This is a genomic window from Janthinobacterium sp. GW821-FHT03C10, assembly GCF_059420865.1.
Map to the genome: position 1 here is coordinate 257,551 of NZ_JBWKUN010000005.1, position 24,222 is coordinate 281,772.

Annotated in this window: 24 protein-coding genes; 11 read left to right on the plus strand and 13 right to left on the minus strand. The window is 64.0% G+C overall.

The features are described 5' to 3' along the window. Positions 1 to 81: 81 nt before the first annotated feature. From AC07VH_RS18245 to AC07VH_RS18275, 7 genes are all read right to left on the minus strand, one after another. Positions 82 to 1,125, minus strand: coding sequence for a histone deacetylase family protein (locus AC07VH_RS18245; protein ID WP_475416950.1), 1,044 nt, complete (start codon positions 1,123 to 1,125; stop codon positions 82 to 84). Positions 1,126 to 1,144: 19 nt separating this feature from the next. After that, positions 1,145 to 2,746: a glutamate--cysteine ligase gene (gene gshA, locus AC07VH_RS18250; RefSeq protein ID WP_475416951.1), complete on the minus strand. Its 1,602-nt coding sequence runs from the start codon at positions 2,744 to 2,746 to the stop codon at positions 1,145 to 1,147. A gap of 214 nt (positions 2,747 to 2,960) precedes the next feature. Continuing rightward, entirely contained in the window at positions 2,961 to 3,791 is an 831-nt protein-coding gene (gene prmC, locus AC07VH_RS18255) for a peptide chain release factor N(5)-glutamine methyltransferase (RefSeq protein WP_494787563.1), read from the minus strand. A 10-nt stretch (positions 3,792 to 3,801) separates the two neighbouring features. Beyond that, the gene (locus AC07VH_RS18260) at positions 3,802 to 4,272 is read right to left on the minus strand and encodes a disulfide bond formation protein B (protein ID WP_494787562.1); all 471 of its coding nucleotides are present in this window, start codon (positions 4,270 to 4,272) and stop codon (positions 3,802 to 3,804) included. A 184-nt stretch (positions 4,273 to 4,456) separates the two neighbouring features. Beyond that, the gene (gene prfA, locus AC07VH_RS18265) at positions 4,457 to 5,533 is read right to left on the minus strand and encodes a peptide chain release factor 1 (RefSeq protein WP_475416953.1); all 1,077 of its coding nucleotides are present in this window, start codon (positions 5,531 to 5,533) and stop codon (positions 4,457 to 4,459) included. An 84-nt stretch (positions 5,534 to 5,617) separates the two neighbouring features. After that, entirely contained in the window at positions 5,618 to 6,892 is a 1,275-nt protein-coding gene (gene hemA / locus AC07VH_RS18270) for a glutamyl-tRNA reductase (protein ID WP_070313089.1), read from the minus strand. Between the two features lie 80 nt (positions 6,893 to 6,972). Next, positions 6,973 to 7,662, minus strand: a complete 690-nt coding sequence (locus AC07VH_RS18275) for a response regulator transcription factor (RefSeq protein WP_046681910.1) — start codon at positions 7,660 to 7,662, stop codon at positions 6,973 to 6,975. Between the two features lie 168 nt (positions 7,663 to 7,830). Between AC07VH_RS18275 and AC07VH_RS18280 the strand changes: the two genes are divergently transcribed. Beyond that, positions 7,831 to 8,334 (plus strand): hypothetical protein, encoded by a 504-nt coding sequence (locus AC07VH_RS18280; RefSeq protein ID WP_070313088.1) that lies wholly within the window; start codon positions 7,831 to 7,833, stop codon positions 8,332 to 8,334. Between the two features lie 14 nt (positions 8,335 to 8,348). On the opposite strand, the gene minE is transcribed toward AC07VH_RS18280, so the two are convergent. From minE to AC07VH_RS18300, 4 genes are all read right to left on the minus strand, one after another. Beyond that, positions 8,349 to 8,600 (minus strand): cell division topological specificity factor MinE, encoded by a 252-nt coding sequence (gene minE / locus AC07VH_RS18285; RefSeq protein ID WP_034752886.1) that lies wholly within the window; start codon positions 8,598 to 8,600, stop codon positions 8,349 to 8,351. 1 nt (position 8,601) lies between these two features. After that, the gene (gene minD / locus AC07VH_RS18290; protein ID WP_034752889.1) at positions 8,602 to 9,417 is read right to left on the minus strand and encodes a septum site-determining protein MinD; all 816 of its coding nucleotides are present in this window, start codon (positions 9,415 to 9,417) and stop codon (positions 8,602 to 8,604) included. Positions 9,418 to 9,454: 37 nt separating this feature from the next. Then, a complete protein-coding gene (minC, locus tag AC07VH_RS18295; protein WP_489629259.1) occupies positions 9,455 to 10,204 on the minus strand; it encodes a septum site-determining protein MinC in 750 nt (249 codons plus the stop codon). A gap of 229 nt (positions 10,205 to 10,433) precedes the next feature. Next, positions 10,434 to 12,554, minus strand: coding sequence for a 5-methyltetrahydropteroyltriglutamate--homocysteine S-methyltransferase (locus tag AC07VH_RS18300; RefSeq protein ID WP_494787561.1), 2,121 nt, complete (start codon positions 12,552 to 12,554; stop codon positions 10,434 to 10,436). 118 nt (positions 12,555 to 12,672) lie between these two features. Here AC07VH_RS18300 and AC07VH_RS18305 point away from each other — a divergent pair, with 118 nt between their 5' ends. From AC07VH_RS18305 to AC07VH_RS18325, 5 genes are all read left to right on the plus strand, one after another. After that, positions 12,673 to 13,581 carry a LysR family transcriptional regulator gene (locus tag AC07VH_RS18305; RefSeq protein ID WP_475416956.1) on the plus strand — a complete coding sequence of 303 codons (909 nt, stop codon included), beginning with the start codon at positions 12,673 to 12,675 and terminating at the stop codon, positions 13,579 to 13,581. A gap of 129 nt (positions 13,582 to 13,710) precedes the next feature. Further along, entirely contained in the window at positions 13,711 to 14,196 is a 486-nt protein-coding gene (locus AC07VH_RS18310) for a phasin family protein (RefSeq protein WP_489629257.1), read from the plus strand. 222 nt (positions 14,197 to 14,418) lie between these two features. Next, entirely contained in the window at positions 14,419 to 15,597 is a 1,179-nt protein-coding gene (locus tag AC07VH_RS18315) for an acetyl-CoA C-acetyltransferase (RefSeq protein WP_034783723.1), read from the plus strand. A gap of 213 nt (positions 15,598 to 15,810) precedes the next feature. After that, positions 15,811 to 16,551: an acetoacetyl-CoA reductase gene (gene phbB / locus AC07VH_RS18320; RefSeq protein ID WP_086137253.1), complete on the plus strand. Its 741-nt coding sequence runs from the start codon at positions 15,811 to 15,813 to the stop codon at positions 16,549 to 16,551. 119 nt (positions 16,552 to 16,670) lie between these two features. Then, the gene (locus AC07VH_RS18325; protein ID WP_494787560.1) at positions 16,671 to 18,104 is read left to right on the plus strand and encodes a hypothetical protein; all 1,434 of its coding nucleotides are present in this window, start codon (positions 16,671 to 16,673) and stop codon (positions 18,102 to 18,104) included. On the opposite strand, the gene AC07VH_RS18330 is transcribed toward AC07VH_RS18325, so the two are convergent. Next, positions 18,041 to 18,661 (minus strand): LysE family translocator, encoded by a 621-nt coding sequence (locus AC07VH_RS18330; protein WP_475416959.1) that lies wholly within the window; start codon positions 18,659 to 18,661, stop codon positions 18,041 to 18,043. The genes AC07VH_RS18325 and AC07VH_RS18330 overlap by 64 nt on opposite strands. 152 nt (positions 18,662 to 18,813) lie before the next feature. Here AC07VH_RS18330 and AC07VH_RS18335 point away from each other — a divergent pair, with 152 nt between their 5' ends. The 4 genes from AC07VH_RS18335 to AC07VH_RS18350 all read left to right on the plus strand — a co-directional run bounded on the left by AC07VH_RS18335 (position 18,814) and on the right by AC07VH_RS18350 (position 21,382). Continuing rightward, positions 18,814 to 19,296, plus strand: coding sequence for an Lrp/AsnC family transcriptional regulator (locus AC07VH_RS18335; protein WP_034752896.1), 483 nt, complete (start codon positions 18,814 to 18,816; stop codon positions 19,294 to 19,296). Positions 19,297 to 19,374: 78 nt separating this feature from the next. Continuing rightward, entirely contained in the window at positions 19,375 to 20,331 is a 957-nt protein-coding gene (gene pip, locus AC07VH_RS18340; protein ID WP_475416960.1) for a prolyl aminopeptidase, read from the plus strand. 112 nt (positions 20,332 to 20,443) lie between these two features. Continuing rightward, entirely contained in the window at positions 20,444 to 20,884 is a 441-nt protein-coding gene (locus AC07VH_RS18345; protein WP_034783716.1) for a DUF2721 domain-containing protein, read from the plus strand. A gap of 42 nt (positions 20,885 to 20,926) precedes the next feature. Then, positions 20,927 to 21,382: a hypothetical protein gene (locus AC07VH_RS18350; RefSeq protein ID WP_494787559.1), complete on the plus strand. Its 456-nt coding sequence runs from the start codon at positions 20,927 to 20,929 to the stop codon at positions 21,380 to 21,382. A 15-nt stretch (positions 21,383 to 21,397) separates the two neighbouring features. Here the strand turns inward: AC07VH_RS18350 and AC07VH_RS18355 are convergent, their stop codons facing one another. Then, positions 21,398 to 21,979 carry an SRPBCC family protein gene (locus AC07VH_RS18355; protein WP_494787558.1) on the minus strand — a complete coding sequence of 194 codons (582 nt, stop codon included), beginning with the start codon at positions 21,977 to 21,979 and terminating at the stop codon, positions 21,398 to 21,400. Between the two features lie 159 nt (positions 21,980 to 22,138). Here AC07VH_RS18355 and AC07VH_RS18360 point away from each other — a divergent pair, with 159 nt between their 5' ends. Next, the gene (locus AC07VH_RS18360; RefSeq protein WP_494787557.1) at positions 22,139 to 24,184 is read left to right on the plus strand and encodes an oxidoreductase; all 2,046 of its coding nucleotides are present in this window, start codon (positions 22,139 to 22,141) and stop codon (positions 24,182 to 24,184) included. Positions 24,185 to 24,222 lie beyond the last annotated feature (38 nt).

Genomic DNA, 24,222 nt, shown 5'->3' on the forward strand with positions numbered 1-24,222 from the left:
CGCCGGAAAACGCATCCGGCAGCCTGGGCCGTGAGCAGCCGCACACGGCCTTGTTGTACACAAAGTCACGTCGTCAGACGCTTAGTCTGCCGTCTCGAAGCCTTCCAGCACGTTCACCACATTGATGCCGATTTCCTTCACCGCATAGCCGCCTTCGAGGATGAAGGCGGTGGGCAGGTTCAGATGCGCCAGACGCTCGCCCACGCGCAGGTAGTCGCCGCTTTGCAGGGAGAAATGCGACAGCGGGTCGCCGGCGAACGTATCCACGCCGAGCGAGACCACCAGGGCGTCGGGTGCATACATCTTGATGCGCAGGCAGGCCGTCTCCAGCGCGGCGAACCAGCTGGCCGTGGATGTGCCGGCCGGCAGCGGCAGATTGACGTTGTAGCCGAGTCCCGCGCCGCTGCCCGTCTCGTCGGCGTGACCCAGGTAAAACGGGTATTCGCTGCGCGGATCGGCGTGGATGGAGGCGAACAGCACGTCGTCGCGTCCGTAAAAGATGCTTTGCGTGCCGTTGCCGTGGTGGTAGTCGATATCGAGGATGGCGACCTTGCGGGCGCCGTCGTCGAGCAGGTGCTGCGCGGCCAGGGCCGCGTTGTTCAGAAAACAGTAGCCGCCAAAGAAATCGCTGCCCGCGTGATGGCCGGGCGGGCGCGTCAGGGCGAACGTGGCCCGCTCGCCCAGGCGCAGCGCGTGGGCCGCGTTGACGGCGCAGTCGGCGCCCGTCTTGGCCGCCGTCCAGGTGCCCGCCGTCAGCGGCGTGCCGTTGTCCATCGAATACAGGCCCAGCTTGGCCGTGAAGTCGTCCGGTTCGATGTCGCTGCGCAGGGTGCGCACGGGCCACACGGATGGCAAGGCGTCCTTGCTGGCGTTGTCGGGGGCTAGCGCCAGCCAGTCGTGCCAGGCGTGGCGCAGGAAATGCAGGTAGCGGGGCGTGTGGATGCGTTCCAGCGACGTCAGCGGCACGCCGTGCGGCGTGACGATGCGGCCCAGGTTGCGCCGCCCCAGCTCGGCCACCACCATGTCGGCCCGCTCCGGTGTCTCGAAGCAGGGCACCATGGCGCCGCGAAACATCTCGAAGCGGCCCCGGTGCTGGCCGTGCAATTCATTGTAGAAGGTCAGCATCGGGGCGTTTTGCGCAAGGTCAGGTGTGCGAGCACAGGGTGCTGGCGCGGTAGGCGGCGACGAAATCGTCGAAGCTGCCGGCTGGTGCCGCTTCCATGGCGCGCTGCTCGGCCAGCGAGCTTTCCGCCAGCTGGTCGAAGTACGCGCTTTGCTCGGGTGTGGGCGGATGCGCGCGGAACCAGGCGGCGTGGCGTTCGCTCTGGCGCAGGCCGAAGGCGGCAAACGAGCCGCCGTTGGCGCGCAGCTCGGCCAATACCTTTGCCGATGGTGTCGCGTCCGGGTCGGCCAGTTTACGGGCTTGCGCCGCCAGGCTGTCCGCATGCTGCGTGCCGCCATGGCGCGCATCGAGCAGGGCCGCCACAGGCGCGATACGCGCCAGCAATTCCTCGCCCCAGGCCTGCAAGCGGATTTCCTCGCCATCGCGGCGCAGGGTCAAGCCCGGCTTGCGGCCTTCCTTGACGGTGCGGGCGAAATTGTGCGTGTAGCAGGCGCTTTGCTCGGCAGAAATCGGCGCGCTGTCGTCGAGCGCGCAGAACAGCAGGAAGGCGTCGAGGAAGCGGCCCGTTTCCAGGCTGATGCCCACCGGTTCGAACGGGTCGACGTCCATGCAGCGCACTTCGATGTATTGCACGCCGCGCAGGCACAGGGCCTGGATGGGGCGCTCGCCCGTGCGGATCACGCGTTTCGGGCGGATGGTCGAATAGTATTCATTTTCGATCTGCAGCACGTTGGTGGACAATTGAATCCACTCGCCATCCTGCTTTGTGCCCAGCGCCGCATACGGCGGATACGGGTCGTTGACGGCGTGCGTGAGCGCGTTGACGTAATCATCGAGACTGTTTTCGTGCGGGCGCAGGCCGGACTGGGCGTCGTTCTGGTAGCCGAGGTCACTCATGCGCAGGCTGGTCGCGTACGGCAGGAACAGGGTGTCGTCGGACAAGGTGTCGAGCTTGTGCGCGCGGCCGCGCAGGAAACCGGCGGACAGGGCCGGCGAAGCGCCGAACAGGTACATCAAGAGCCAGCTGTAGCGGCGGAAATTGCGGATCGTCGCCAGGTAGCTTTCCGACTGCACGTCTTTCGGCGTCGCGGCCGCGTGCGCCGCGCTGGCGCGGGTGTCCGGATGGCTGGCCAGCACTTGCCACAGCTGTTCGTCCAACGAATAGTTGTAATGGATGCCGGCGATGCATTGCATGGCCTTGCCGTAGCGCAATGCCAGGCCGCGCCGGTAGACGTGCTTGAGCATGCCCATGTTCGAGCTGCCGTAATTGGCGATCTCGATATCTTCCTCGGGCGGCAGCTGGCAGGGCATCGACTGGCTCCAGAGCAACTCGTCGCCGAGGCGACTGTAGGCATGGCGGTGCACGGTATCGAGCTTGTCGAGCGTGACGGCGATGTCGGCTTCCGCCGGGGTGATGAATTCGAGCAGCGCTTCGGCGTAGTCGGTGGTGATTTCAGGGTGCGTCAGCGCCGAGCCCAGGGCGGCGGGGTGGGGCGTGGAAGCCAGATGGCCGGCATGGTCGACGCGCAGGGTTTCACGCTCGATGCCGCGCAAGCCGCCCAGTAGCGCGCGGTTGGCATCTTCGGTCAGCAATGCCAGGCGGCGAGTCAACAGGTTGGGCAATTTGAGCTTCCTTTCTTGTGCAGCATATAAATAATTTGTGCTGAGATTAACCGAATTTTGGCAAATGCGTCGGCGCCGGCCCAAAAAACGCCGCGTCGCCAGCGTCCGCCCCGGGGAACGGGGACGGCGCTTCGGTCAGGAATTCGCTTGATATTTTAACAAACTGCGGGGGATCTGGCGCGCCGCCGGGTCAAGCTTTGCGCAGGTGGCAACGTCAGCCCAGACGGGCGCCGCTGACCCGTTCGATGCCGGCCAGGTCGCGCCAGCTTTGCACCTTGTTGTAGCCGGCAGCGGCCAGCAGCTCGCGCACGGATGCCGCCTGGTCGTAGCCATGTTCCATCAGCAGCCAGGCGCCCGTTGCCAGGTGGCGGGCGGCGCCGGCAACGATGGTGCGCAGGGCCGACAGGCCGTCCGCATGGTCGGTCAGCGCGCCTGCCGGTTCGAAGCGCAGGTCGCCTTCGGCCAGGTGGCGGTCGCCGCTGGCGATGTAGGGGGGATTCGAGACGATCAGGTCGAACTTTTCCGTGCCCAGCGCTTCGAACCAGTCGCTGGCCATGAAGGTGATGTTGACGCCGTTGGCGCTGGCGTTGCGGCGCGCCACGGCCAGTGCCGTGCTGCTCACGTCCAGGGCCGTGACGACGGCGTCGGGCCGCGTATGCGCCAGGGCGACGGCGATGGCGCCGCTGCCCGTGCCCATGTCGAGCACCCGACCGCCTGGCGGCAGGCGCTCCAGCGCCAGTTCCACCAGCACTTCCGTGTCGGGGCGGGGAATCAGCACGGCCTCGTTCACCTCGAACGGCAAGCCGAAGAATTCGCGCTGGCCGACGATATAGGCGATCGGCTCGCCTTGCAGGCGGCGCGCCAGCAAGCCCGATAAACGCTCGGTTTCATCGGGAGTAAGGACTCGCTGCGATTGCGTGATCAAGCTGACGCGCGACAGGCCCAGCGCGTGGCCGAGCAGGATGCGGTTGTCGAGCGGGTCGAGCAGCGGACGGATTTGCAGGGCGCCGACAGTGCTGCCGGCGGGGATCAGTGTTTCTGGCATGAATAGTCTATTATTTTTTGCGGCGCAGCAGTGTCCACAGCAGGCCTACGGTAAAAATGGCGAACCAGGCGAACGCCCATTGCGGGATCGACAGGCCGAAAAACGGCTCGCCGGCGTTTTCGCAGGCGCCATACGATTCAAACATGAAGGGCATGAGCTCGGCCGTGAAAATCTTGTTCAGCGCCGTTTCCACCGGGTCGATGCCGCACGAGAAGCCGGGATTGGCCAGCACGTACAGATGCTTGGCGCCCACGCCCAGGCCGCCCAGGGCCGCCAGCACACCGACGCCGGCGCCGATCTTTGGCTTGTTCGCGGCCGCGCCGGCCAGGCAGGCGATGCCGATGGCGAGGAACAGGTAGCGCTGGATCACGCACAGCGGGCACGGTGCCATGTTCATGGCATGCTGCAAATACATGGCCACGCCCAGCATCAGGAAACACAGGGCGGCGATCGACAGGAGGACGGTGCGTGAATTTTTCATGGGCGACACGGTGAGGTGGATGGAATCGAGCTGGTCATTTTCGCACAAGGCCGGATTTTTATTGCTTAGCCGCTACTTAAAGCTGTCGGCTTACGCGCTGCGCGCTAAGCCGACCTACAAATTGCGGCGTAGGTCGGCGTAGGTCGGCTTAGCGCAGCGTAAGCCGACACAACGGCGCCAGCGTTTAGTCGCCCAGCGCCGCCAGCAGCTCCGCCTGATGCTCTGCCGCCAGCGCATTCGTCAGCTCTGTCAAATCCCCATCCATGATGAAGTCCAGTTTATATAACGTCAGGTTGATGCGGTGGTCCGTCAGGCGGCCTTGCGGGAAATTATAAGTGCGGATGCGCTCGCTGCGGTCGCCCGAGCCGATCAGGCTCTTGCGGGTGGCCGCTTCCTTCGACTGCTGCTCGCGCAATTGCACGTCCTTGATGCGCGCGGCCAGCACTTTCATCGCCTGCGCCTTGTTCTTGTGCTGGCTGCGGTCATCCTGGCATTCGACGACGATGCCGGTCGGCAAGTGGGTGATGCGCACGGCCGAATCGGTCTTGTTGATGTGCTGTCCGCCCGCGCCCGAGGCGCGGTAGGTGTCGATGCGCAGGTCGGCCGGGTTGATGTTGACGTCTTCCACTTCGTCCGCTTCCGGCATCACGGCCACCGTGCAGGCGGACGTGTGGATACGGCCCTGCGTTTCCGTGGCCGGCACGCGCTGCACGCGGTGGCCGCCCGACTCGAATTTCAGCTTTGAATACGCGCCATTGCCGACCACGCGCACGATCACCTCGCGGTAGCCGCCCAGGTCGGAATCGGACGAGGACACCAGCTCCACCTGCCAGCGGTTGCGCTCGGCAAAGCGCGTGTACATGCGCAGCAGGTCGCCGGCGAACAGGGCGGACTCGTCGCCGCCCGTGCCGGCGCGAATTTCCAGGAAGATATTGCGCTCATCGTTGACGTCCTTCGGCAGCAGCATGGTCTGCAATTCGCGCTCGAGCCGCGCCATGGTGGCCTTGGCTGCCTCGATCTCTTCCTGGGCGAATTCCTTCATGTCCGGATCGCCCAGCATCTCTTGCGCCGTGGCGATGTCGTTGCCCGCTTCCTGGTAGGAACGGTACAGGGCCACCAGCGGGCCCAGCTCGGCATGTTCGCGCGTCATCTTGCGGTAGCTGTCCATGTTCGAGGTGGCGTCCGGGTGCATCAGCAGTTCGTCGAGTTCGACCAGGCGGTTCGCCAGTTGATCGAGTTTGGCCAGCATGGATGGTTTCATAGCGATTCGCGGTAAAAGAGTATAGGGATGATGCAAGCCCGGCAGGCGGGCAGGGGGCGGCCTTGGGCGGCCAGCGGGGCTGCGCTAACGGCGGGGGCGGAACAGTTTCGGCAGCAGGGTGACCAGCTGTTTGCGCTCGTCGCCCTGCGCATGGTGCAGCGCCTGCTGCGGACCGTGCAGGAACTTGGCCGTCAAGCCTTTCGACAGCGCTTCGAGCACGGCGTCGATATCGGCACCCTTGGCCAGCATCTTGCGCGCCCGTTCCACTTCCAGCAGGCGCAAGGTTTCGCTGTTTTCATGCAGATGCTGGATGACGGGCACCATGGCGCGGTCGTCGACCCAGCTCATGAACGATTGCACGCGCGTCTCGATGATGGCTTCGGCTTGCGCCACGGCCGCCTGCCGGCTTTCCAGGCCCGTCTGCACGACCTTGCCCAGATCGTCGACCGTGTACAGGAAGACGTCGTTCAAACGGCCCACTTCCGCTTCGATGTCGCGCGGCACGGCCAGGTCGACCATGAACATGGGCTTGTGGCGGCGCGCCTTGATGGCGCGCTCGACCAGGCCCAGGCCCAGCAGCGGCAAGGACGATGCCGTGCACGAGATGACGATGTCGAACTGGTGCAACTGCTCGGGCAAATCCGCCAGGCGGATCGCCTTGCCGTTGAAACGGTGCGCCAGTTCCTCGCCCCGTTCCATGGTGCGGTTGGCAATGGTGATGCTTTTCGGGTTTTGCGCGGCAAAGTGCGTGGCGCACAATTCGATCATTTCGCCGGCGCCGATGAACAGCACGTTCTGCTCGGCGATCTTGTCGAAGATGCGCTGCGACAGGCGCACGGCGGCGGCCGCCATGGACACGCTGTGGGCGCCGATTTCCGTGCTGCTGCGCACTTCCTTGGCCACCGAAAAGCTGCGCTGGAACAACTGGTGCAGATACGTGCCCAGGCCGCCCGCCTCGTCGGCCGTGCGGATGGCGTCCTTGATCTGCCCCAGGATCTGCGTTTCGCCCAGTACCATCGAGTCGAGCCCGGAGGCGACGCGGAAGGTGTGGCGCACGGCATCGTGCTGCGGCAGCATATACAAGTGGGGGCGCAGCTCGCTGTAGTTGAGCTGGTGGTAGTCGGCCAGGAAATGCGCGCCCGCGTCGAGCGGATTGGGCACATGGCTGGCCGCATACAGCTCGGTGCGATTGCAGGTCGACAGGATGGCCGCCTCGTCGTTGTCGCGCAAGTCGATGCGCTGGAACCAGGTGCGCGCCGCCATCACCGCCTGGCCCAAGTGCTCAGGCGCAAACGCCAGCTGTTCGCGGAGCGACACTGGGGCGGTGGTATGGTTGAGACCGACGGCGAGCAGTTGCATTTCAGGGCTGTTGGATGACTTATGGCGACATTATAACGCTTTGTGCCCGCGCTTTGAGCAGGTCAGCCGTTTGCCGCCGTTCAGCCGCCCAGTTTTTCCAGCCGATAACCATAACTGTAGACGGGCACGAGGCGGTAGCCGTGTTCCGGTTTCAGCTGCAGCTTGTTGCGCACGCGCGAGACGTGCGTATCCATGGTGCGCGAGGGTAAGGCCGTGTCGCGCTGCCACACGGCTTCGTGGATGTAGGCGCGCGACAGGGGACGGCCCAGGTTGCGGAAAAACAGCAGCGCCAGGGCGAATTCCTTGTGCGTCACGTCCAGCACTTCGCCATCGCGCAACAGGCGGCCGGGACGGGTCTCAAACGTGTAATGACCGAATTGCAAGTATTCGGCGCCATTCTGGGCCGGGTACGCCACGCGCAGCAGCGCCTGGGTGCGCAAGGTCAGTTCGCTGCGCCGCAGGGGCTTGATCATGTAATCGTCGGCGCCGGCCGTCATGCCCGCCACCACGTCGTCTTCGCCGGAACTGTTGGTCATAAACAACACGGGCGCCTTCGGCGCCAGTTTTTCCCGGGCACGGCGCAAGACTTCCGCGCCGTCCAGATCGCTCACATGCCAGTCGAGGATGAGCATGTCGCAACTGTCCTTGCGCAGTTGCCCCAGCATTTCCTTGCCACTCTGAAACTCGTGGCAAGCGTGGCCGGCGGCGGTGAGCACCTGGCAGATCAGTTCTGCCTGGCTATGGTCGCTATCGAGTACGGCAATTCGCATAATGGGCTGGAGTGTGTAGCAACAAACAGACGGTCTGCTCTGCTTATCGTAATGTTAAGGAATGCTCAAGTGAAATATAACAGAGATTGCAACTGTGTCCAGTGAAATCGGAGGGCTGACCCTTTACGTTACACTTGTTCATCTACCCTTACTAGCGGAGAAGCGGCCATGCCAGACAAGAGCACTACCGATTGGACCCTGATACCGGCCAGTCGTGCCGAAATCGAGCAAGTGCGCGAGCGTTGCCGGCGCCTGGTGCAGCGGCGCGCCATGATGTCGGCCGGCGCCTCGGCCATACCCATTCCCGGCATCGACCTGATGTCGGATGTCGGGCTGTTTTCCATGCTGATCAACGATATCAACCACGAATTCGGCCTCACGCCCGAGCAGATCGAGCGCCTGAACCCGCAGTTCAAGATGATGGCCTACCGCGCGGCGGTGGGCATGGGCGGCATGCTGGTAGGAAAGTTAGTGTCGCGCGAACTGATCCTCCACCTGCTCAAGCGCAGCGGCGTCAAGATTGCCACCAAGCAGGTGGCGCGCTTCGTGCCGTTCGCCGGCCAGGCAGTGGCGGCGGCCATCGGCTACGCCGTATTCCGCCAGATCGGCAACCAGCACGTGAATGCCTGCGCCGCGGTGGCGCAGGAATTGCTCACGGTCAGGCCGGAGTAAGGCCGGATTAGAGCTTACGCGTCCGGCAGCACCACGTTCACGTCGAGCACCTCCAGGTTGCCCTGGCGGTCCAGCGAGATCTTGATGTCGTCGGCATTCACCTTGGTGTACTTGGAAATGACGGCGATCAATTCCTTGTGCAGGGCGGGCAGGAAGTCCGGACCATCGCGTCCGCTGCGTTCGCGGGCGATGATGATCTGCAGGCGTTCCTTGGCCGCGGTCGCCGTCTTCGGCTTGGGGGGGAAGAGGAAAGAAAGCAAGGCCATATCACTTCGCCCCAAAAATGCGCTGGAGTAATCCAGGCTTTTCATAGTTGGTAAAGCGCAACTCGACCTCTTCGCCGAGGAAGCGCGAGACCACGTCTTCATAGGCTTGCGCCACGTCCGTGCCCGTGAAATGGATGGCCGGATTGCCCTGGTTCGAGGCGGCCAGTACTTGTTCCGATTCCGGAATGATGCCCACCAGCGGGATGCGCAGGATTTCCTGCACGTCCTGGTAGGACAGCATTTCATCCGATTCCACGCGTTTCGGCGAGTAGCGGGTGATCAGCAGATGTTCCTTGACCGGTTCGCCGCCCGTCTGCGCGCGGCGCGACTTGGCTTGCAGGATACCGAGGATGCGGTCCGAATCGCGCACCGACGACACTTCCGGGTTGGTGACGATGATGGCTTCGTCGGCGAACGTCAGCGCCATCAGCGCGCCATGCTCGATGCCGGCCGGCGAATCGCAGATGATGAACTCGAAACCCATGTTGATCAGGTCGTTCAACACGCGTTCCACGCCTTCTTCCGACAAGGCATCCTTGTCGCGCGTCTGCGACGCGGGCAGGATGAACAGGTTGTCGCAGTGCTTGTCCTTGATCAGGGCCTGGTTCAGGGTCGCTTCTTTATTGATCACATTGATCAGGTCGTAGACGACGCGGCGTTCGCAACCCATGATCAGGTCGAGGTTGCGCAGGCCCACGTCGAAGTCGAGCACGGCTGTCTTGTGGCCGCGCATGGCCAGGCCAGTGGAAAAACTGGCGCTAGAGGTCGTCTTGCCGACACCGCCCTTGCCGGACGTCACAACAATAATTCTTGCCACAAATAATCCTTTTCAGATATCTCTTGAATTGTGCAGCTTAAGAGCGGTTCACGGGAGTGACCGGATTGACAGAGTGTATATCGATTCTGTCTCCAGCCAAACGAATTTGCGCGGGCCCGCGCGCCATTTCCGCGGGGAAACCATCCTCGAACGTGCGGTACACGCCGGCGATCGAGACCAGTTCCGGTTCCATGGCCAGCGCGAAGATGCGCGCCTGGGGATTGCCCGAGGCGCCGGCCAGCGCGCGGCCGTACAGCGAGGAATACACGTGGATGCTGCCGTCGGCGATGATTTCGGCGCCATTGTTGACGACGGCGGTGATGATCAGGTCGCAGCCGCGCGCATAGATGCGCTGGCCGGCCCGCACGGGCGTGTCGATCACCATCACTTGCGCGTCGGCGCCCGCCTGGGCGGCCGCCGTGGGGGTATCCTTGGGACCATCCTTGGGTGGCGCATCGTCGCGCGTCTTGCCGCTGTCGAGGCTCAAGCCTTGCGCCAGGATGGCGTCATGCATGTCGGCCGGCGCATTGCGCACGGCCACGGCATTCAAACGGTATTTTTTCAGCAGGGCCACGAGGGCGGCCCAGTCGATGGGGACGCTGCCGGGCGGCAAGGCCGCCACGTCCAGCACGGCCAGGTCGTCCTCGAAAAAGTCCGCCACGCCTCCCGTCATGTCGCGCAAGGCGGCATCGAGTGCCTGCGTATCGGCGCTATGCAGAATGGCGGAGACTGCAACGACGGTGGAAATCTTGATTTCGATAGGCTTCTGCGACGGGCTTTTGGACATAAACATTTATCAAAGTGAAACTGCGGCAGGCCAGATGTTCCGTACGGCAACAATGGGAGCAGTAAATTTCTTGCATTCTACTGCAAAAAAATCAGCATCAGGGGCCTGGCGCGTGCTATTCCGCAGGGCAACACCTACTTCATGTCAAAAAAAACGGGCGGCGCCCCGGAAAACCGCTGCGCCGCCCTGCAAGCCGCCGAGAATGCGCCCTGGCGGCGCTGGTCCAGGATTAAGCGGCGCGCATCTGCCGTGCCGCCGCCACCATGTTTTTCAAGGCCGCCTCCGTTTCCGCCCAGCCCCGCGTCTTCAAGCCGCTGGCCTTTTGCAGCAATGTCACCATGTCGACGGTCGAGGGAATCCGCGGTGAATGGATGCCGTACACGCCGGGGCCGATTTCGTTCGGGTACTGGAACTGGCCTGAGCCCGTCAGCAGTTCCATGTCGGAGCGGCTCGTCTCTATCGTGGTGACGTCGGCGTCCATGGCGGCGATCTGCGGCAGGATGTCGTTGAACTGCGCATGGCATATGTGGGTGTGGATCTGCGTCGTGTCGCCGACCACCGAGGCGGCGATGCGGAAGGCGCGCGCGGCCCAGTCCTGGCAGGCATCCCGCTGGCCGCGGCGCAGCGGCAAGCCTTCGCGGATGGCCGGCTCGTCGATCTGGATGATGCCGATGCCGGCCGTTTCCAGGTCTGCCACCTCGTCGCGGATGGCCAGGGCGATCTGCAGCGCCGTGGCGGCGCGCGGCTGGTCGTCGCGCACGAACGACCATTGCAAGAGCGTCACCGGGCCCGTCAGCATGCCCTTCACCGGTTTGCTCGTCAGGCTTTGCGCGTGCACCGTCCATTTGACAGTCATGGCGGCGGGGCGCTGCACGTCGCCATAGATGACGGGAGGTTTCACGCAGTGCGAGCCGTACGATTGCACCCAGCCATGGCGCGTGAAGGCGAACCCGTCGAGCTGTTCGCCGAAGTAGTCGACCATGTCCTTGCGTTCCGCTTCGCCATGTACGAGCACGTCCAGGCCCAGCGCTTCCTGGCGCCCGACGGCGTGGGCGATTTCGGCGCGGATGGCCGGCCTCTGCGGGAAGCTGGAATCGCGGCGGTCCACGGTGGGCGTGAGCGCTTGCAGGCGCTGCGCGACCGCCGCACGGTGCACGCGGGGGCTGGCGCGGCGGCTGGCGATGGCACGGCGGGACCTCGCCAGCGCGGTATCGTCGGGACGGCCTTCCAGCGCACCTTTCAGCAGGGACAGTTCCGCCAGCTTTTCCGTGGCAAACGCCAACCAGCTCTTGATGTCGCCATCGAGCTCCGTCTCCGCCTCCAGGCTGAACGGCACGTGCAGCAGCGAGCACGACGGCGCCAGCCACAGGTGGCCGTGGCGCTTGGCCGCCAGCGGCTGCAGCACGGCCAGGGCCGCGTCGAGGTCGGTGCGCCAGATATTGCGGCCATCGACGATACCGATCGACAAGACTTTATGCGCGGGCAGCCAGTCCGTCACGCTGGTCAGTTCATGCGGCGCGCGGATGCCGTCCACGTGCAAGCCGGCCACGGGCAGGCGGCACGTCAGGCTGAGGTTTTCTTCCAGCGGCGAGAAATACGTGGCCAGCAGGATGTCGACGCCCACCTGGTTCAGCTGCCAGTAGGCGCTTTCAAAGGCACTGCGCCACGCATGGGGCAAGTCCAGGCCCAGGATCGGTTCGTCGAGCTGCACCCAGGCCACGCCTTGTTGTTTCAGGCGGTCGAGCAGGGCGCCGTAAACGGGCAGCAATTGTTCCAGCAGGGCCAGGCGGTGGAATGCCGACTCGCCCGGCGTCTTTTCCTTGCCCAGCCACAGGAAGGTGAGGGGGCCGATCAGGGCCGCCTTGACCTGGTGGCCCAGCGCCTGCGCCTCGGCCACTTCCGCCAGCAGGCGCTCGCACGCCAGCGAAAAGCGGGTCTGCGGCGACAATTCGGGCACCAGATAATGGTAATTGGTGTCAAACCACTTGCTCATTTCCAGCGCATGGCCGTGGCTGCAGCCGGCATGCTCCGCTTGGTTGGTACCGCCGCGCGCCATCGTGAAATAGCGCGACAGCGGCGATTGTTCCGCGCCGAAATCAAAACGCGCCGGCTCGCAGCCCAGCAGCTGGATATGGCTGGCCACCTGGTCGTAGAAGGCGAAGTCGCCCACGGTGACGTAGGCCAGGCCCGCGTCGCGTTGCTGCGCCCAGTGGCGTGCGCGCAATTGTTGAGCCGTCGTTTCCAGGGCCGCCTCGGACATCTCGCCGCGCCAGTGGCTTTCCAGCGCCGATTTCAGTTCGCGCGCGGCGCCGATACGGGGAAAGCCAAGGATGTGGGTACGAATGGGCATGATGTCATCGAGATTTAATGTGAATGCGCTAGAGTGTGCGGCAACTTGATCTATAATCAAAACGAAACATTTTACCGAATAACATGAAAATAATTCACGCACTGATCTCATTTTCCCGATGCTAGAAATCCGCCACCTGCGCACCCTGAGTGCGCTGCGCTCCTCCGGCAGCCTGGTGCGCGCCGCGCAATTGCTGAATCTGACCCAGTCGGCGCTGTCGCACCAGATCCGTTTGCTGGAAGAGCGCTATAACGCACCCTTGTTCGAGCGCAAGTCGATGCCGATCGCGTTTACGGCCACGGGCAGCCGGCTCCTGGCCCTGGCCGACAAGCTGCTGCCCGAGATCGAGTTGGCCGAGCGCGACGTGGCGCGTTTGTCGCAGGGCGACAAGGGGCAGCTGCGCGTGGCGCTCGAGTGCCATACCTGTTTCGACTGGCTCATGCCCGTGATGGATGCGTTCCGCCAGCGCTGGCCGGAAGTGGAGATCGATCTTGTCTCCGGCTTTCACAGCGAGCCGGCGGACTTGCTGCGCTCGGGCGAGGCGGATCTCGTGATCGGCTCGCCGTACGGCCCCGACTTCACCGTGTTTCCCCTGTTCCGCTTTGAAATGCTGGTGGTGATGGCGCAGAAGCACCGGCTGCAGGCGCAGCGCCGGCTGATGGCGGCCGACTTTACGGGCGAGACCCTGATCACCTATCCCGTGCCGGAAGAGCGCATCGACCTGATCCGCGAAGTATTGAAGCCGGCCGGCATCGTCTTCGAGCGCCGCACGGCCGAACTGACGGTGGCCGTGCTGCAACTGGTGGCGAGCCGGCGCGGCATCGCCGCCTTGCCGAACTGGGCCATCAAGAATTACGTCGATTACGATTATGTGGTGGCGCGCCCGGTGGGCGAGCATGGCTTGTGGAGCGATTTGTACGTGTCCGTGCCGGAGCCGTTGCAGGACAAGGCGTACGTGCGCGATTTCGTCAGCGTGATACGCGAGCAGTGCGCGGCCTCGCTCGACGGTATCAAGTTGTTGTCCTGATCAACGTTGAATTGGAAACAAACCAACAGCAAAGCTTGATAAATATCAAGGTTCAGTAATGAACCACCGCTTACAGTTGAGTACTGTGCGGCGCAACATGGCGTCGCCTACTCTTTGGGGAGGAACGACATGTTTTCATTTTCCGAACAATGGGCACTGGCTGGCAAGGCCGTGGTGGAAGCGCAATTGATCAGCGCGCAAGCGTATGCCCAGGCTGCCGTCGACAGCGGCGCCAGCGTACTGGACTTGCAGCTCGACGCGGCCCGCGCGGCGCTGGCCGCCGCTACGGTAGCGGGCAATCAGCTGCTGTCCGTGAAGGATCCGCAAGCGCTGCTGCAGCTGTCGCGCACGCAGTCGCAACTGGCCATCGAACGCATCGGTGCATATGGCCGCCAGGCAAAGGATGTTGCCCAAGAAACCCAGGAGAAATTCGATACGGTGACAAAGGGTGAGTTTGCTGCATCGCGTCAAAAATTTGGCGAGCTGTTGCAGGTGGTAAAGCAAACGCCCGTGCCCCTGATTATTCCCTTCAATAATTTTCTAAAAACCACTTTCGGCGGCGCCGATGAAGGGTATGATAAAAATAAAAACACGCGTCCTGCGCGCCAGGCCTAAGCGTGTTGCGGCCCGGCAGCGGCTATCCGCCGCGCCAGGTTGCCCGCCGCCACCGCAAGCAGGCCGTCATCGCCGCCGCCTGCGGTGCGGCGCTGGAACTGCGGCGCATGCCGCGCTAGAATGAAACGCAGCTTGCTGCGTCTTCCCGGATTCACTGGATTCCAATTGGATTCTATTAGCACCTTGACCTTGGCCCTCGTGGCCTGCATATCGGAGAAATAAATGGATGATGTCGTAATCGTGGCCGCCGGCCGTACCGCAGTCGGCAAATTCGGTGGCAGTCTGGCCAAGATTCCTGCGTCCGAACTGGGCGCGCATGTAATCAAGGGCTTGCTGGCACAAACCGGCATCGACCCGAACCTGATCGGCGAAGCGATCCTGGGCCAGGTGCTGACGGCCGCCGTCGGCCAGAACGCCGCGCGCCAGGCCGTCATCAAGGCTGGCTTGCCGAGCAGCATTCCCGCTTTTACCATCAACAAGGTGTGCGGCAGCGGCCTGAAGGCCACGCACCTGGCGGCGCAAGCGATCAAGTGCGGCGACGCCAACATCATCATCGCCGGCGGCCAGGAAAACATGAGCGCCTCGCCGCACGCGATGAACGGTTCGCGCGACGGTTTCCGCATGGGCGACTTCAAGATGATCGACACCATGATCGTCGACGGCCTGTGGGACGTGTACAACCAGTACCACATGGGCATCACGGCGGAAAACGTCGCCAAGAAATACGAAGTGACGCGCGCCGAGCAGGATGAATTCGCGTTGCAGTCGCAACTGAAGGCGGAAGCGGCGCAAAAGGCGGGCAAGTTCAAGGATGAAATCCTGCCGCTGGAAATCGCCAACAAAAAAGGCACCGTCGTCTTCGACAGCGATGAATACATCAAGCCCGGCTCGACCCTGGAATCGCTGGCCGGCCTGCGCCCCGCCTTTGCCAAGGACGGCACCGTCACGGCCGGCAATGCTTCCGGCCTGAACGATGGCGCCGCCGCCGTGATCATGATGTCGGCCTCGCAAGCGAAGGAACTGGGCTTGAAGCCGCTGGCGCGCATCAAGGCCTACGCCTCGTCGGGCCTGGACCCGGCCGTCATGGGCATGGGTCCCGTCTCTGCCTCGCGTCTGTGCCTGAAAAAGGCCGGCTGGACGCATGAAGAGCTGGACTTGATGGAAATCAACGAAGCGTTTGCCGCGCAAGCGATTGCCGTCAACAAGGAAATGGGCTGGGATACCAGCAAGATCAACGTGAACGGCGGCGCGATCGCCATCGGCCACCCGATCGGCGCCTCGGGCGCGCGCATCCTGGTCACCCTGATCCACGAAATGATACGCCGCGACGCCAAGAAAGGCCTGGCCGCGCTGTGCATCGGCGGCGGCATGGGCGTGGCTCTGGCGATCGAACGCGACTAGTGGTGGACAATCGAACTTGACCTACTGCGCGTCGCGATTTGCGGCCTGCGATGCTCGCCGTGCTGGAAGCACGGTTGCGCTTCTTAGCTACAACTCGCTGCCGCTCGCTACGGTCAGGTTCGATGTAATCGGCCGCTGGATGGATCGGCGGTATGGATCGCTTCAACTAAATTATTAACTTTTTAGCAATAGAACGACACTGAGGGGATGAAAATGGCAAGAGTTGCATTGGTAACTGGTGGCATGGGCGGTTTGGGCGAAGCGGTGTGTTTCAAGCTGGCGGCGCTCGGCTATCGCGTGGTGACGACCTATTCCCCGGGTAATCCGAAGGTCGCGGAATGGCTGGCGACGACCAAGGACATGGGCTACGACTTCAAGGCGTATCCGTGCGATGTGGCCGACTACGATTCGGCCGCGGCCTGCGTGGCGGCCGTGGAAGCGGAAATCGGTCCTGTCGACGTGCTGGTGAATAACGCCGGCATCACGCGCGACATGACGTTCAAGAAGATGGACAAGACGAACTGGGATGCCGTGATGAGCACCAACCTCGATTCTGTCTTCAACATGACCAAGCCCGTCTGCGACGGCATGGTGGAACGCGGCTGGGGCCGCATCATCAATATCTCGTCCGTGAACGGTCAGAAGGGTGCTTTCGGCCAGACCAACTATGCGGCCGCGAAAGCGGGCATGCATGGCTTCACCAAGTCCCTGGCGCTGGAAGTGGCGCGCAAGAACGTCACCGTCAACACCATTTCGCCAGGCTACATCGGCACCAAGATGGTCATGGCGATTCCGCAGGAAGTGCTCGACAGCAAAATCATCCCGCAAATTCCGATGGCGCGCCTGGGCAAGCCGGAAGAAGTGGCCGGCCTGGTCGCCTACCTGGCTTCCGATGAAGCAGCGTTCGTCACGGGCGCGAATATCTCGATCAACGGCGGCCAGCACATGTCGTAACCGGTATTGAGATACAACAGAAAAGACAGCTGCAGCTGTCTTTTTTTATGCTTGCCAGCAAAACAAGAGGGGCGCCGGATTTGCCTTAGAATCAGCATTTCTTCAACGCATCATCCTCCATGACTCTTGTTCCCGCCTTGCGCCGCGCCAGCGTGGCCGCCATCCTTTTCCTGGGCGCCAGCGCGGCCCAGGCCAGCGTCGCATTCCACGTCACGGTGGTTACCGAGCGCGTCAACCAGCCCGGCGTGAAAACCAGCTTGCCCGCGCGCGATATTCAGGAAAGCGATGTCGTGCTGGGGCCCCATTACCTGAGCGTGCGTGATGGCAAGCGCTTGTCCGTGCTCGATTTCGCCACGCGCCGCCGCCACGTCATCGATATGGCGGCCGCCACCTACGACACGTATTCGCTGTTCGACGTGGCGGGCTTGCGCCGCATCGAGATCGGCCACCGCAAGGGCATGGCTGGCGTGCTTGAGGCGGGCGGCTTGCAAGCCCACGTCACGCCGTCCGTGTATGAAGAGCAAGCGCTGTCCGTGCTCGCTGGCAAGCGGCATGGCGCGCTCGTGCCCCAGGTGCTCGACGGCGCGGTGCTGTGGTCGCTTGACGGGCAGCCCCTGCTGCGCCTGGGGATAGCCGGCAGCCCCGTCAGCGGCGACGACGCCACGGCCTTTGCCCAGTACCTGCGCTACACCTGGGGCGGCCACCCGCTGCTGCTGAAGATGCTGGCCGATGGCAAGCGCATTCCCGCCGACGTCACCTTGCATTACCAGGAGGTGGGCGGCACGCTGACGCGGCAGTTCCGCATCAGCGCCATGACGGCGGGTGCGCCCTCCACGTATTCCCTGGCCGCCTACCGGCCCCGTCCGCTGGCGGCCGATGCGCCCCCGCTCGAGCGCGTGCTGGCGCAGGCGCTGCTGCTGCCGCCGCCGGGACCCCAGGCCCACCCTGCGTTGCGGGCCGAGGCGGAAAAACTCTTTGCCGCAGACCAGCCCTTCGAGGCTTTCTTGACCATGCTGGAAGATCATTTTTCCACGGGCGAACTGGTCGACAAGCTGTCGCCCCAGCAGATACTGGCCATGCAGGAATGCGAACCCATCCATGATTTGACGCGGGGATTGCTGGCCAAGGACCAGGAGGGTATCGCGGCCGCGCTGGCCAGCGTGCAGGAGTTGAGAAAGCAAACGGGGCTGGCGCAGCCCGTCTTGGCCTTGTTCGAAGGGAATTTGCGCGCCAAGCTGGGGCAGTGGCCGCAAGCGACGGCCTTGTATCTGCAAGTGCTGCAGGCAAAACCGCAGATGGCGGCCGTGTACCAGGACCTGGGCGACGCCTTGCTGGCGCAGTTCGATGCGGCCAATGCCTGGCGCAGCTGGGATGCGGGGAGGGCCATGGCGCCGGCCTTGCGGCAGTTTCGCAAGGTCAACGACCTGGAACGCAACCTGCTGCGCGATGACCCCGCCTTCTTTGCCGGCGGCGCGCCGCCGCTGACAGATCAGCCCAGCACCAGCCGTCCGGCCAGCAAGACGAAGACGGTGGGCAGCACGAACTTGCCGTAAGGCGAAGGTTTGCCGCGCAGGCGGCGCGCCAGACGCGCGGCCAGCACGGCGTAGATGGCGTCGAACAGCAGGCCCACCAGCACCAGGATGGCGCCCAGGCGCAGGTATTGCAGACCGACGCTGTCGCCGCCGGCGACGAACTGCGGCAGGAACATGCTGCAAAACAGCAGTGCCTTCGGATTGAGCAGATTCGTCAGGAAGCCGCGCACCAGGCTGGCGCGGGCGTTGTGCGCCGTGGCGGGGGCGGCCGTTTCTTGGACCGTTTTGGTGGACAGGGCCGATTGCAGCAGGCGCAGCGCCAGGTACAGCAGGTAGGCGGCGCCCGCCCATTTGACCCACTGCAAGGCTTGCGGATGCGTCACCATCAACGCCGCCAGGCCCGCGCCCGACAGCGCCACGTGCACGGCGCGCGCGCCGGCGATGCCCACGGCCGTCACCAGCGCCGTGGCCACGCCGCGCGCGGCGCCCGTCGCCAGCACCAGCGCCATGTCGGGTCCCGGCAATAAAAAGGCGCCGGCCAGTGCCAGCAGGTACATCAGGAAGGTAGAATCGGACATGGCTCAGTCGAAAAGAAAGCGGGAGCATGCGCACGCTGCAGCCTGCTCGCCGGGCCCCATTATGTTCTTGTCGCGATGAAATGTGCTTGCTTTTCCTGCCCTGCATGCCCTAGTATTTGGGTAGATTCCACTCGTATAAAAACAAAAATTAGATGAAAATTTCAGAAGTTAGCCTCGACGCCACCGATTTGCAGATACTCAGGCTGTTGCAGGATGAAGGACGGCTGTCGAATGCGCGCCTGGCCGAGCGCTTGAAACTGAGCGAAACCCCCGTCTGGCGCCGTCTGCGCCGCCTGGAAGAGGAAGGGTTTATCACCGGCTACCAGGCTTTGCTCAACCGCAAGAAGCTGGGTATCGGCCTGGTCGCGTTCGTGCGGGTCGTGTTCGCCAACCATGGCGGCGAGCAGCCGTCGCAGTTCGAGCAAGCCATCGCGACCATTCCCGAGATCTTGTCCTGCCACAATGTGGCGGGCGAAGCCGATTATTTCCTGCAAGTGGTGGCGCGCGACCTGGAAGCGTATGGCGAATTCGTCTCGACCGTGCTGCGCCGCCTGCCCGGCGTGGCGGAAATCCAGTCCAGCCTGTCGATGCGCGAAATCAAGTCGTCGAACCGCCTGCCCCTGCTGTTGGCCTGAGCCGGCGGCGGCGCACTATAATTGGAACAGTTGCCAGGAATCGTGCCTGGCGCCCTGACCGCCATTCCAAGGACCGCCATGCCCGATTCTTTGTCCCCCCTGTTTCCCGCCCTGATGCCGAACCGGCACGGCATGCTGGCCGTCGATGACATCCACACCATTTATTGGGAAGAGTGCGGCAACCCCGACGGCATTCCCGTGCTGTTCCTGCATGGCGGGCCCGGCGCGGGCCTGTCGCCGCAGCACCGCCGCTTCTTCGATCCGCAGCGTTACCGCGTGATCCTGTTCGACCAGCGCGGCGCCGGCAAGTCCACGCCGCTGGGCGAATGGCGCAACAACACGACGCAGCTGCTGATCGAGGACATCGAACGCTTGCGCGCCCAGTTCGGTATTGCCCAATGGCTGGTGTTTGGCGGCTCGTGGGGCTCGACCCTGGCGCTGGCGTATGGCCAGGCGCATCCGGCGGCTTGCCTCGGTTTCGTGCTGCGCGGCATTTTCCTGTGTACGCAGGCGGAAATCGACTGGTTCATCGAAGGCGTGCGCTGGTTCTATCCGGAACTGTACGCGGAATTCGCCGCCCTCATTCCGCTCGAGGAACGGGGCGACCTGCTGGCCGCCTATGTGAAGCGCATTCTCAGCAGCGACCCCGCCGTGTACTGGCCGGCGGCGCGTGCCTGGAGCCGCTTCGAGGGCCGCCGCGTGTACCTGATGCCGCAGCCGGAAGATGCGCCGAACGATGCGCTGGACCTGGGCGTGGGCCGGCTCGAATCGCATTACATGGCCAATCTCGGCTTCTTCGAGGAAGACCAGCTGATCCGCAACATGGGGCGCATCGCGCATTTGCCGGCCGTTATCGTGCAGGGCCGCTACGACGCCATCTGCCCGCCGCTGTCCGCCTACCGCCTGCAGCAAGCCTGGCCTGGTTCCCAGCTGGAGATGATCCCGGACGCGGGCCATGGCGCGCTCGAGCACGGCATCGCTTCGGCGCTGGTGCGCGCCACCGAGCGCTTCGTACCGGGGCGCGGCTTCGCATGATCTTGCAACACGCCGGTTGGCAAAGCGGCCAGCCGGCGTGCGCCACCTGCTACACTATGGCCTGTGCTGGCGCCACGGTCGGGCGCCGGTGTGAACCCACGACTTTTTATCCATGAACATACAGATCGGCGACATCGGCCATATCATCCAGCTGGCGATTGCGCCGGTTTTCCTGCTGACCGGTATCGGCACCATGCTGGTGGTGCTGACCAACCGCCTGGGCCGCATCATCGACCGCACGCGCGTGCTGGAAGACCGGCTCGACATCGGCTACAACGATTTCTATATGGATGAGCTAGATACCCTGTATCGGCGCACCCATCTGATCAATTATTCGATTTCGCTGAGCACGGCGTGCGGTTTCTTCGTCTGCGTCATCATCGCCATGCTGTTTTTGGGCGATATTCTGAACCTGACCCTGGACAAATACATCGCGGCCTTCTTTGTGCTGGCCGTGATTTGCCTGATCGGCTGTTTTATTTATTTACTGCGCGAAATTTACCTGGCCGCCACGGCCCAGCGCATCCGGCGCCATATCCGCCCGCCCCGCTAGGCGGCGCGCCGGTCTACCCTACTATTGAAGAACGAGTCCAGCATGCACGATTACAAACGTCCCCCCACCCTGCACCGCTACAGCCAGCGCAGCGAACTCGAGCTGGCACTGAGCCTGGGCCAGTTCCGCCTGGCGCCGGCGGGCAACTGCCTGACCCTGAGCTTTTCGCAAGTGTGGGACAAGCAACTATTCGACCTGTTCGCCCCGGCCGACGCCTGTCTGATCATCCACAATACGGAAGAATTCGGCGAACGCCTGCACCGCGCCGTGCAGCGCACCTTGCCCAGCTGGGCAGGCATCGATGGCCTGGTCGAATACGGCCAGCGCGCCGCCCTGGGCGCCGCCTTCACCAAGACGCGCGCCGAGGCGCCCGAGCAGGAATGGCTGTTCGCCTGGCGCTCGATGCAGCCGCAGGCCAGCCTAAACCCCGTCACGGTGAAGCTGGGCAGCCTGGAAAACTTCGCGGAAATCCGCGACCGCGATACCTATCTGGCGTAAGGCGCCTGGCCTGGGTTATCCGGCCTTGTCCGCGTACTGGCTGTCGATGCGGGTGAGCACGGCCGCCATCATGCGCTCGATATCGCCGCGTATCATGGTCGTGCCCAGCATGCCGGGCACATAGAAGCCCGGCATCAGCCGGCTGGAAAAGACGATGCGCGTGCCGCCCGTCTCGGGCACGGGAGACAGTTGCCAGCGCGATTCGTAATGCCGCATGTCGCCCGAGATCAGGGCGATGTCGATGGCCGTGAACGGCGTTTCCGTGGCCCGCACCACCAGGTGGATCGCATGGTTCATGAACAGGAAGCGCGCCATGCCCTGCTGCTCGATGATGACTTCATTGCCATTGCGCGACAGCACGCGGCAGGAACTGAGGTCGGGCACGAATTCGCTCATGCGCTCGTAGGTGGTCAGGGTCTTCCACACGGAGGCCGGCGGCGCCTGCACGCTGCCGCTGGCATCGACTTCATACATGCGCTGCCCGCCGACCTCGATGCGCCGGACGTCGACCTTCAGCTTGTCCAGGCGTATCGCCTGCGCCAGCGCGGTGGCGGGGACGGCGCACAGCATCAGCAGGCAGAGGAGGAGTCGCTTCATGCCACCTAGCCTACGGGAAAGTACCGCCCGGCACAAGCTGTACGCATCGCCGGCCGGCGCGCGGGGCGATTTAGAACTCCCGGTCTAGAGAAAGTCGCTGCGGCAAGCGGCAATGCTTGCTACCGTACGGCCTGCAACCACCTTACCGGACCGATCACCATGACTGCCTATCCCCATCTGCTGGCCCCGCTCGACCTGGGTTTTACCACCTTGCGCAACCGCGTCATCATGGGATCCATGCACACGGGCCTGGAAGACCGTTTTTATCATTATGGCAAGCTCGCCGCGTTTTACCGCGAACGGGCGCGCGGCGGCGTGGGCCTGATCGTCACGGGTGGCATCTCGCCGAACCGGCAAGGCTGGCTGCTGCCGTTCGGCGGCACCTTGAATTTCCTTGGCGACGTGCCCAACCACCGCAAGGTGACGCGCGCCGTGCACGAGGAGGGCGGCAAGATCGTCATGCAGATCCTGCATGCGGGCCGCTACGGCTACCAGCCGTTCGTCGTCTCGGCGTCGGCAAAAAAATCGCCGATCTCGCCGTTCCGCCCCCGTCCCTTGAGCGAGCGTGGCATAGAGCGCACCATCTGCGACTACGTGCGCTGCGCGCGCCTGGCGCAAAAGGCGGGCTACGACGGCATCGAAGTGATGGGCAGCGAAGGCTATCTGCTGAACCAGTTCCTGTGCGCGCGCACGAATCTGCGCCAGGACCGCTGGGGCGGCACGATCGAGAACCGCATGCGCCTGCCCGTGGAGATCGTGCGCCGCATCCGCGCCGCCGTCGGCCCCAACTTCATCATCATGTACCGCCATTCCCTGCTCGACCTGGTCGAGGGCGGCAATACCTGGGACGACGTGGTGACGGTGGCCAAGGCGCTGGAACAGGCGGGCGTGACCATTCTGAATACGGGCTTCGGCTGGCATGAGGCAAGGGTCCCCACCATCGTCACCTCGGTACCGCGCGCCGCGTTTGCCAGCGTGGCGGGCCGGCTGCGCCGCGAAGTCACGATTCCCGTGGTGGCGTCGAACCGCATCAACATGCCGCACGAGGCCAATGCCATCCTGGAGCGGGGCGACTGCGACTTGGTGTCGATGGCGCGCCCCTTCCTGGCCGACCCTGATTTTGTCGCCAAGGCGGCAGCGGGCCGCGCGGACGAGATCAACACCTGCATCGGCTGCAACCAGGCCTGCCTCGACCACACCTTCGCCAACAAGCGCGCCAGCTGCCTGGTCAACCCGCGCGCCTGCCATGAAACGGAACTCGTGTACGCGAAAAAGGCCGTGCCGCGCCGCGTGGCCGTCGTCGGCGCCGGGCCGGCCGGCCTGTCTGCCGCCTGCGTGGCGGCCGAATGCGGGCACGAGGTGACCCTGTTCGACAGCAGCGACAGCGTCGGCGGCCAGTTCAAGGTGGCCATGCAGATACCGGGCAAGGAAGAATTCACGGAAACCATCCGCTATTTTGCGCGCCGGCTGGCGCTGCTGGAAGTCAAGCTGCGTCTGGGCCAGCGCGTCACGCGCGAGCAATTGCTGGCCGGCGGCTACGACGACGTCATCGTCGCCACCGGCATCAAGGTGCGCCTGCCGGCCATTCCCGGCATCGACTACCCGACCGTGCTGTCCTATCTGGACGTGCTGCAAGCGAAGAAGCCTGTGGGCGCGCGCGTGGCCATCATCGGCGCGGGCGGCATCGGTTTCGACGTGGGAGAGTATCTGCTGCATGACCCGGCGCACCCGCTGCCGCAACCGGTGGCGACGTGGGCGGGCGAGTGGGGCGTGGACTTGAATGCGGCGACGGGAGGCGGTCTGGTGCCTCCTGCCGCGCCGCATCCCGTGCGGCAGATCTTCCTGCTGCAGCGCAAGACGTCGAAAGTGGGCGCGGGACTGGGCAAGACCTCGGGCTGGGTGCACCGGGCGGCGCTGGCGCGCAACGGCGTGGCCATGCTGGCCGGCGTGACCTACGACAGGATCGACGGGCAGGGCTTGCACATCACCGTGGGCGGCGAGCAGCGCCTGCTGGCGGTGGATAACGTGATCATCTGCGCGGGCCAGGACAGCTTGACGGAGCTCATGCCGCCAGCCGGCAAGGATGGCAAGCCGCTGGTGGCGGGCGGTCCCCGTTTCCACAAGATCGGCGGCGCCGCGCTGGCGGCGGAACTCGACGCCAAGCGGGCGATACGGGAAGGGGCGGAGCTGGCCGCCAGCCTGTAAAAAGAAAGCCTGCCGGCTGGGTAGCGGGCAGGCTTGCT

Bases quoted from the DNA above. Each gene is read 5' to 3' on its own strand.
- AC07VH_RS18245 (WP_475416950.1), bottom strand. From the start codon at position 1,125: ATGCTGACCTTCTACAATGAATTGCACGGCCAGCACCGGGGCCGCTTC.
- prmC (WP_494787563.1), bottom strand. From the start codon at position 3,791: ATGCCAGAAACACTGATCCCCGCCGGCAGCACTGTCGGCGCCCTGCAA.
- AC07VH_RS18260 (WP_494787562.1), bottom strand. From the start codon at position 4,272: ATGAAAAATTCACGCACCGTCCTCCTGTCGATCGCCGCCCTGTGTTTC.
- prfA (WP_475416953.1), bottom strand. From the start codon at position 5,533: ATGAAACCATCCATGCTGGCCAAACTCGATCAACTGGCGAACCGCCTG.
- hemA (WP_070313089.1), bottom strand. From the start codon at position 6,892: ATGCAACTGCTCGCCGTCGGTCTCAACCATACCACCGCCCCAGTGTCG.
- AC07VH_RS18275 (WP_046681910.1), bottom strand. From the start codon at position 7,662: ATGCGAATTGCCGTACTCGATAGCGACCATAGCCAGGCAGAACTGATC.
- AC07VH_RS18280 (WP_070313088.1), top strand. From the start codon at position 7,831: ATGCCAGACAAGAGCACTACCGATTGGACCCTGATACCGGCCAGTCGT.
- minE (WP_034752886.1), bottom strand. From the start codon at position 8,600: ATGGCCTTGCTTTCTTTCCTCTTCCCCCCCAAGCCGAAGACGGCGACC.
- minC (WP_489629259.1), bottom strand. From the start codon at position 10,204: ATGTCCAAAAGCCCGTCGCAGAAGCCTATCGAAATCAAGATTTCCACC.
- AC07VH_RS18300 (WP_494787561.1), bottom strand. From the start codon at position 12,554: ATGCCCATTCGTACCCACATCCTTGGCTTTCCCCGTATCGGCGCCGCG.
- AC07VH_RS18305 (WP_475416956.1), top strand. From the start codon at position 12,673: ATGCTAGAAATCCGCCACCTGCGCACCCTGAGTGCGCTGCGCTCCTCC.
- AC07VH_RS18310 (WP_489629257.1), top strand. From the start codon at position 13,711: ATGTTTTCATTTTCCGAACAATGGGCACTGGCTGGCAAGGCCGTGGTG.
- AC07VH_RS18315 (WP_034783723.1), top strand. From the start codon at position 14,419: ATGGATGATGTCGTAATCGTGGCCGCCGGCCGTACCGCAGTCGGCAAA.
- phbB (WP_086137253.1), top strand. From the start codon at position 15,811: ATGGCAAGAGTTGCATTGGTAACTGGTGGCATGGGCGGTTTGGGCGAA.
- AC07VH_RS18325 (WP_494787560.1), top strand. From the start codon at position 16,671: ATGACTCTTGTTCCCGCCTTGCGCCGCGCCAGCGTGGCCGCCATCCTT.
- AC07VH_RS18330 (WP_475416959.1), bottom strand. From the start codon at position 18,661: ATGTCCGATTCTACCTTCCTGATGTACCTGCTGGCACTGGCCGGCGCC.
- AC07VH_RS18335 (WP_034752896.1), top strand. From the start codon at position 18,814: ATGAAAATTTCAGAAGTTAGCCTCGACGCCACCGATTTGCAGATACTC.
- pip (WP_475416960.1), top strand. From the start codon at position 19,375: ATGCCCGATTCTTTGTCCCCCCTGTTTCCCGCCCTGATGCCGAACCGG.
- AC07VH_RS18345 (WP_034783716.1), top strand. From the start codon at position 20,444: ATGAACATACAGATCGGCGACATCGGCCATATCATCCAGCTGGCGATT.
- AC07VH_RS18350 (WP_494787559.1), top strand. From the start codon at position 20,927: ATGCACGATTACAAACGTCCCCCCACCCTGCACCGCTACAGCCAGCGC.
- AC07VH_RS18355 (WP_494787558.1), bottom strand. From the start codon at position 21,979: ATGAAGCGACTCCTCCTCTGCCTGCTGATGCTGTGCGCCGTCCCCGCC.
- AC07VH_RS18360 (WP_494787557.1), top strand. From the start codon at position 22,139: ATGACTGCCTATCCCCATCTGCTGGCCCCGCTCGACCTGGGTTTTACC.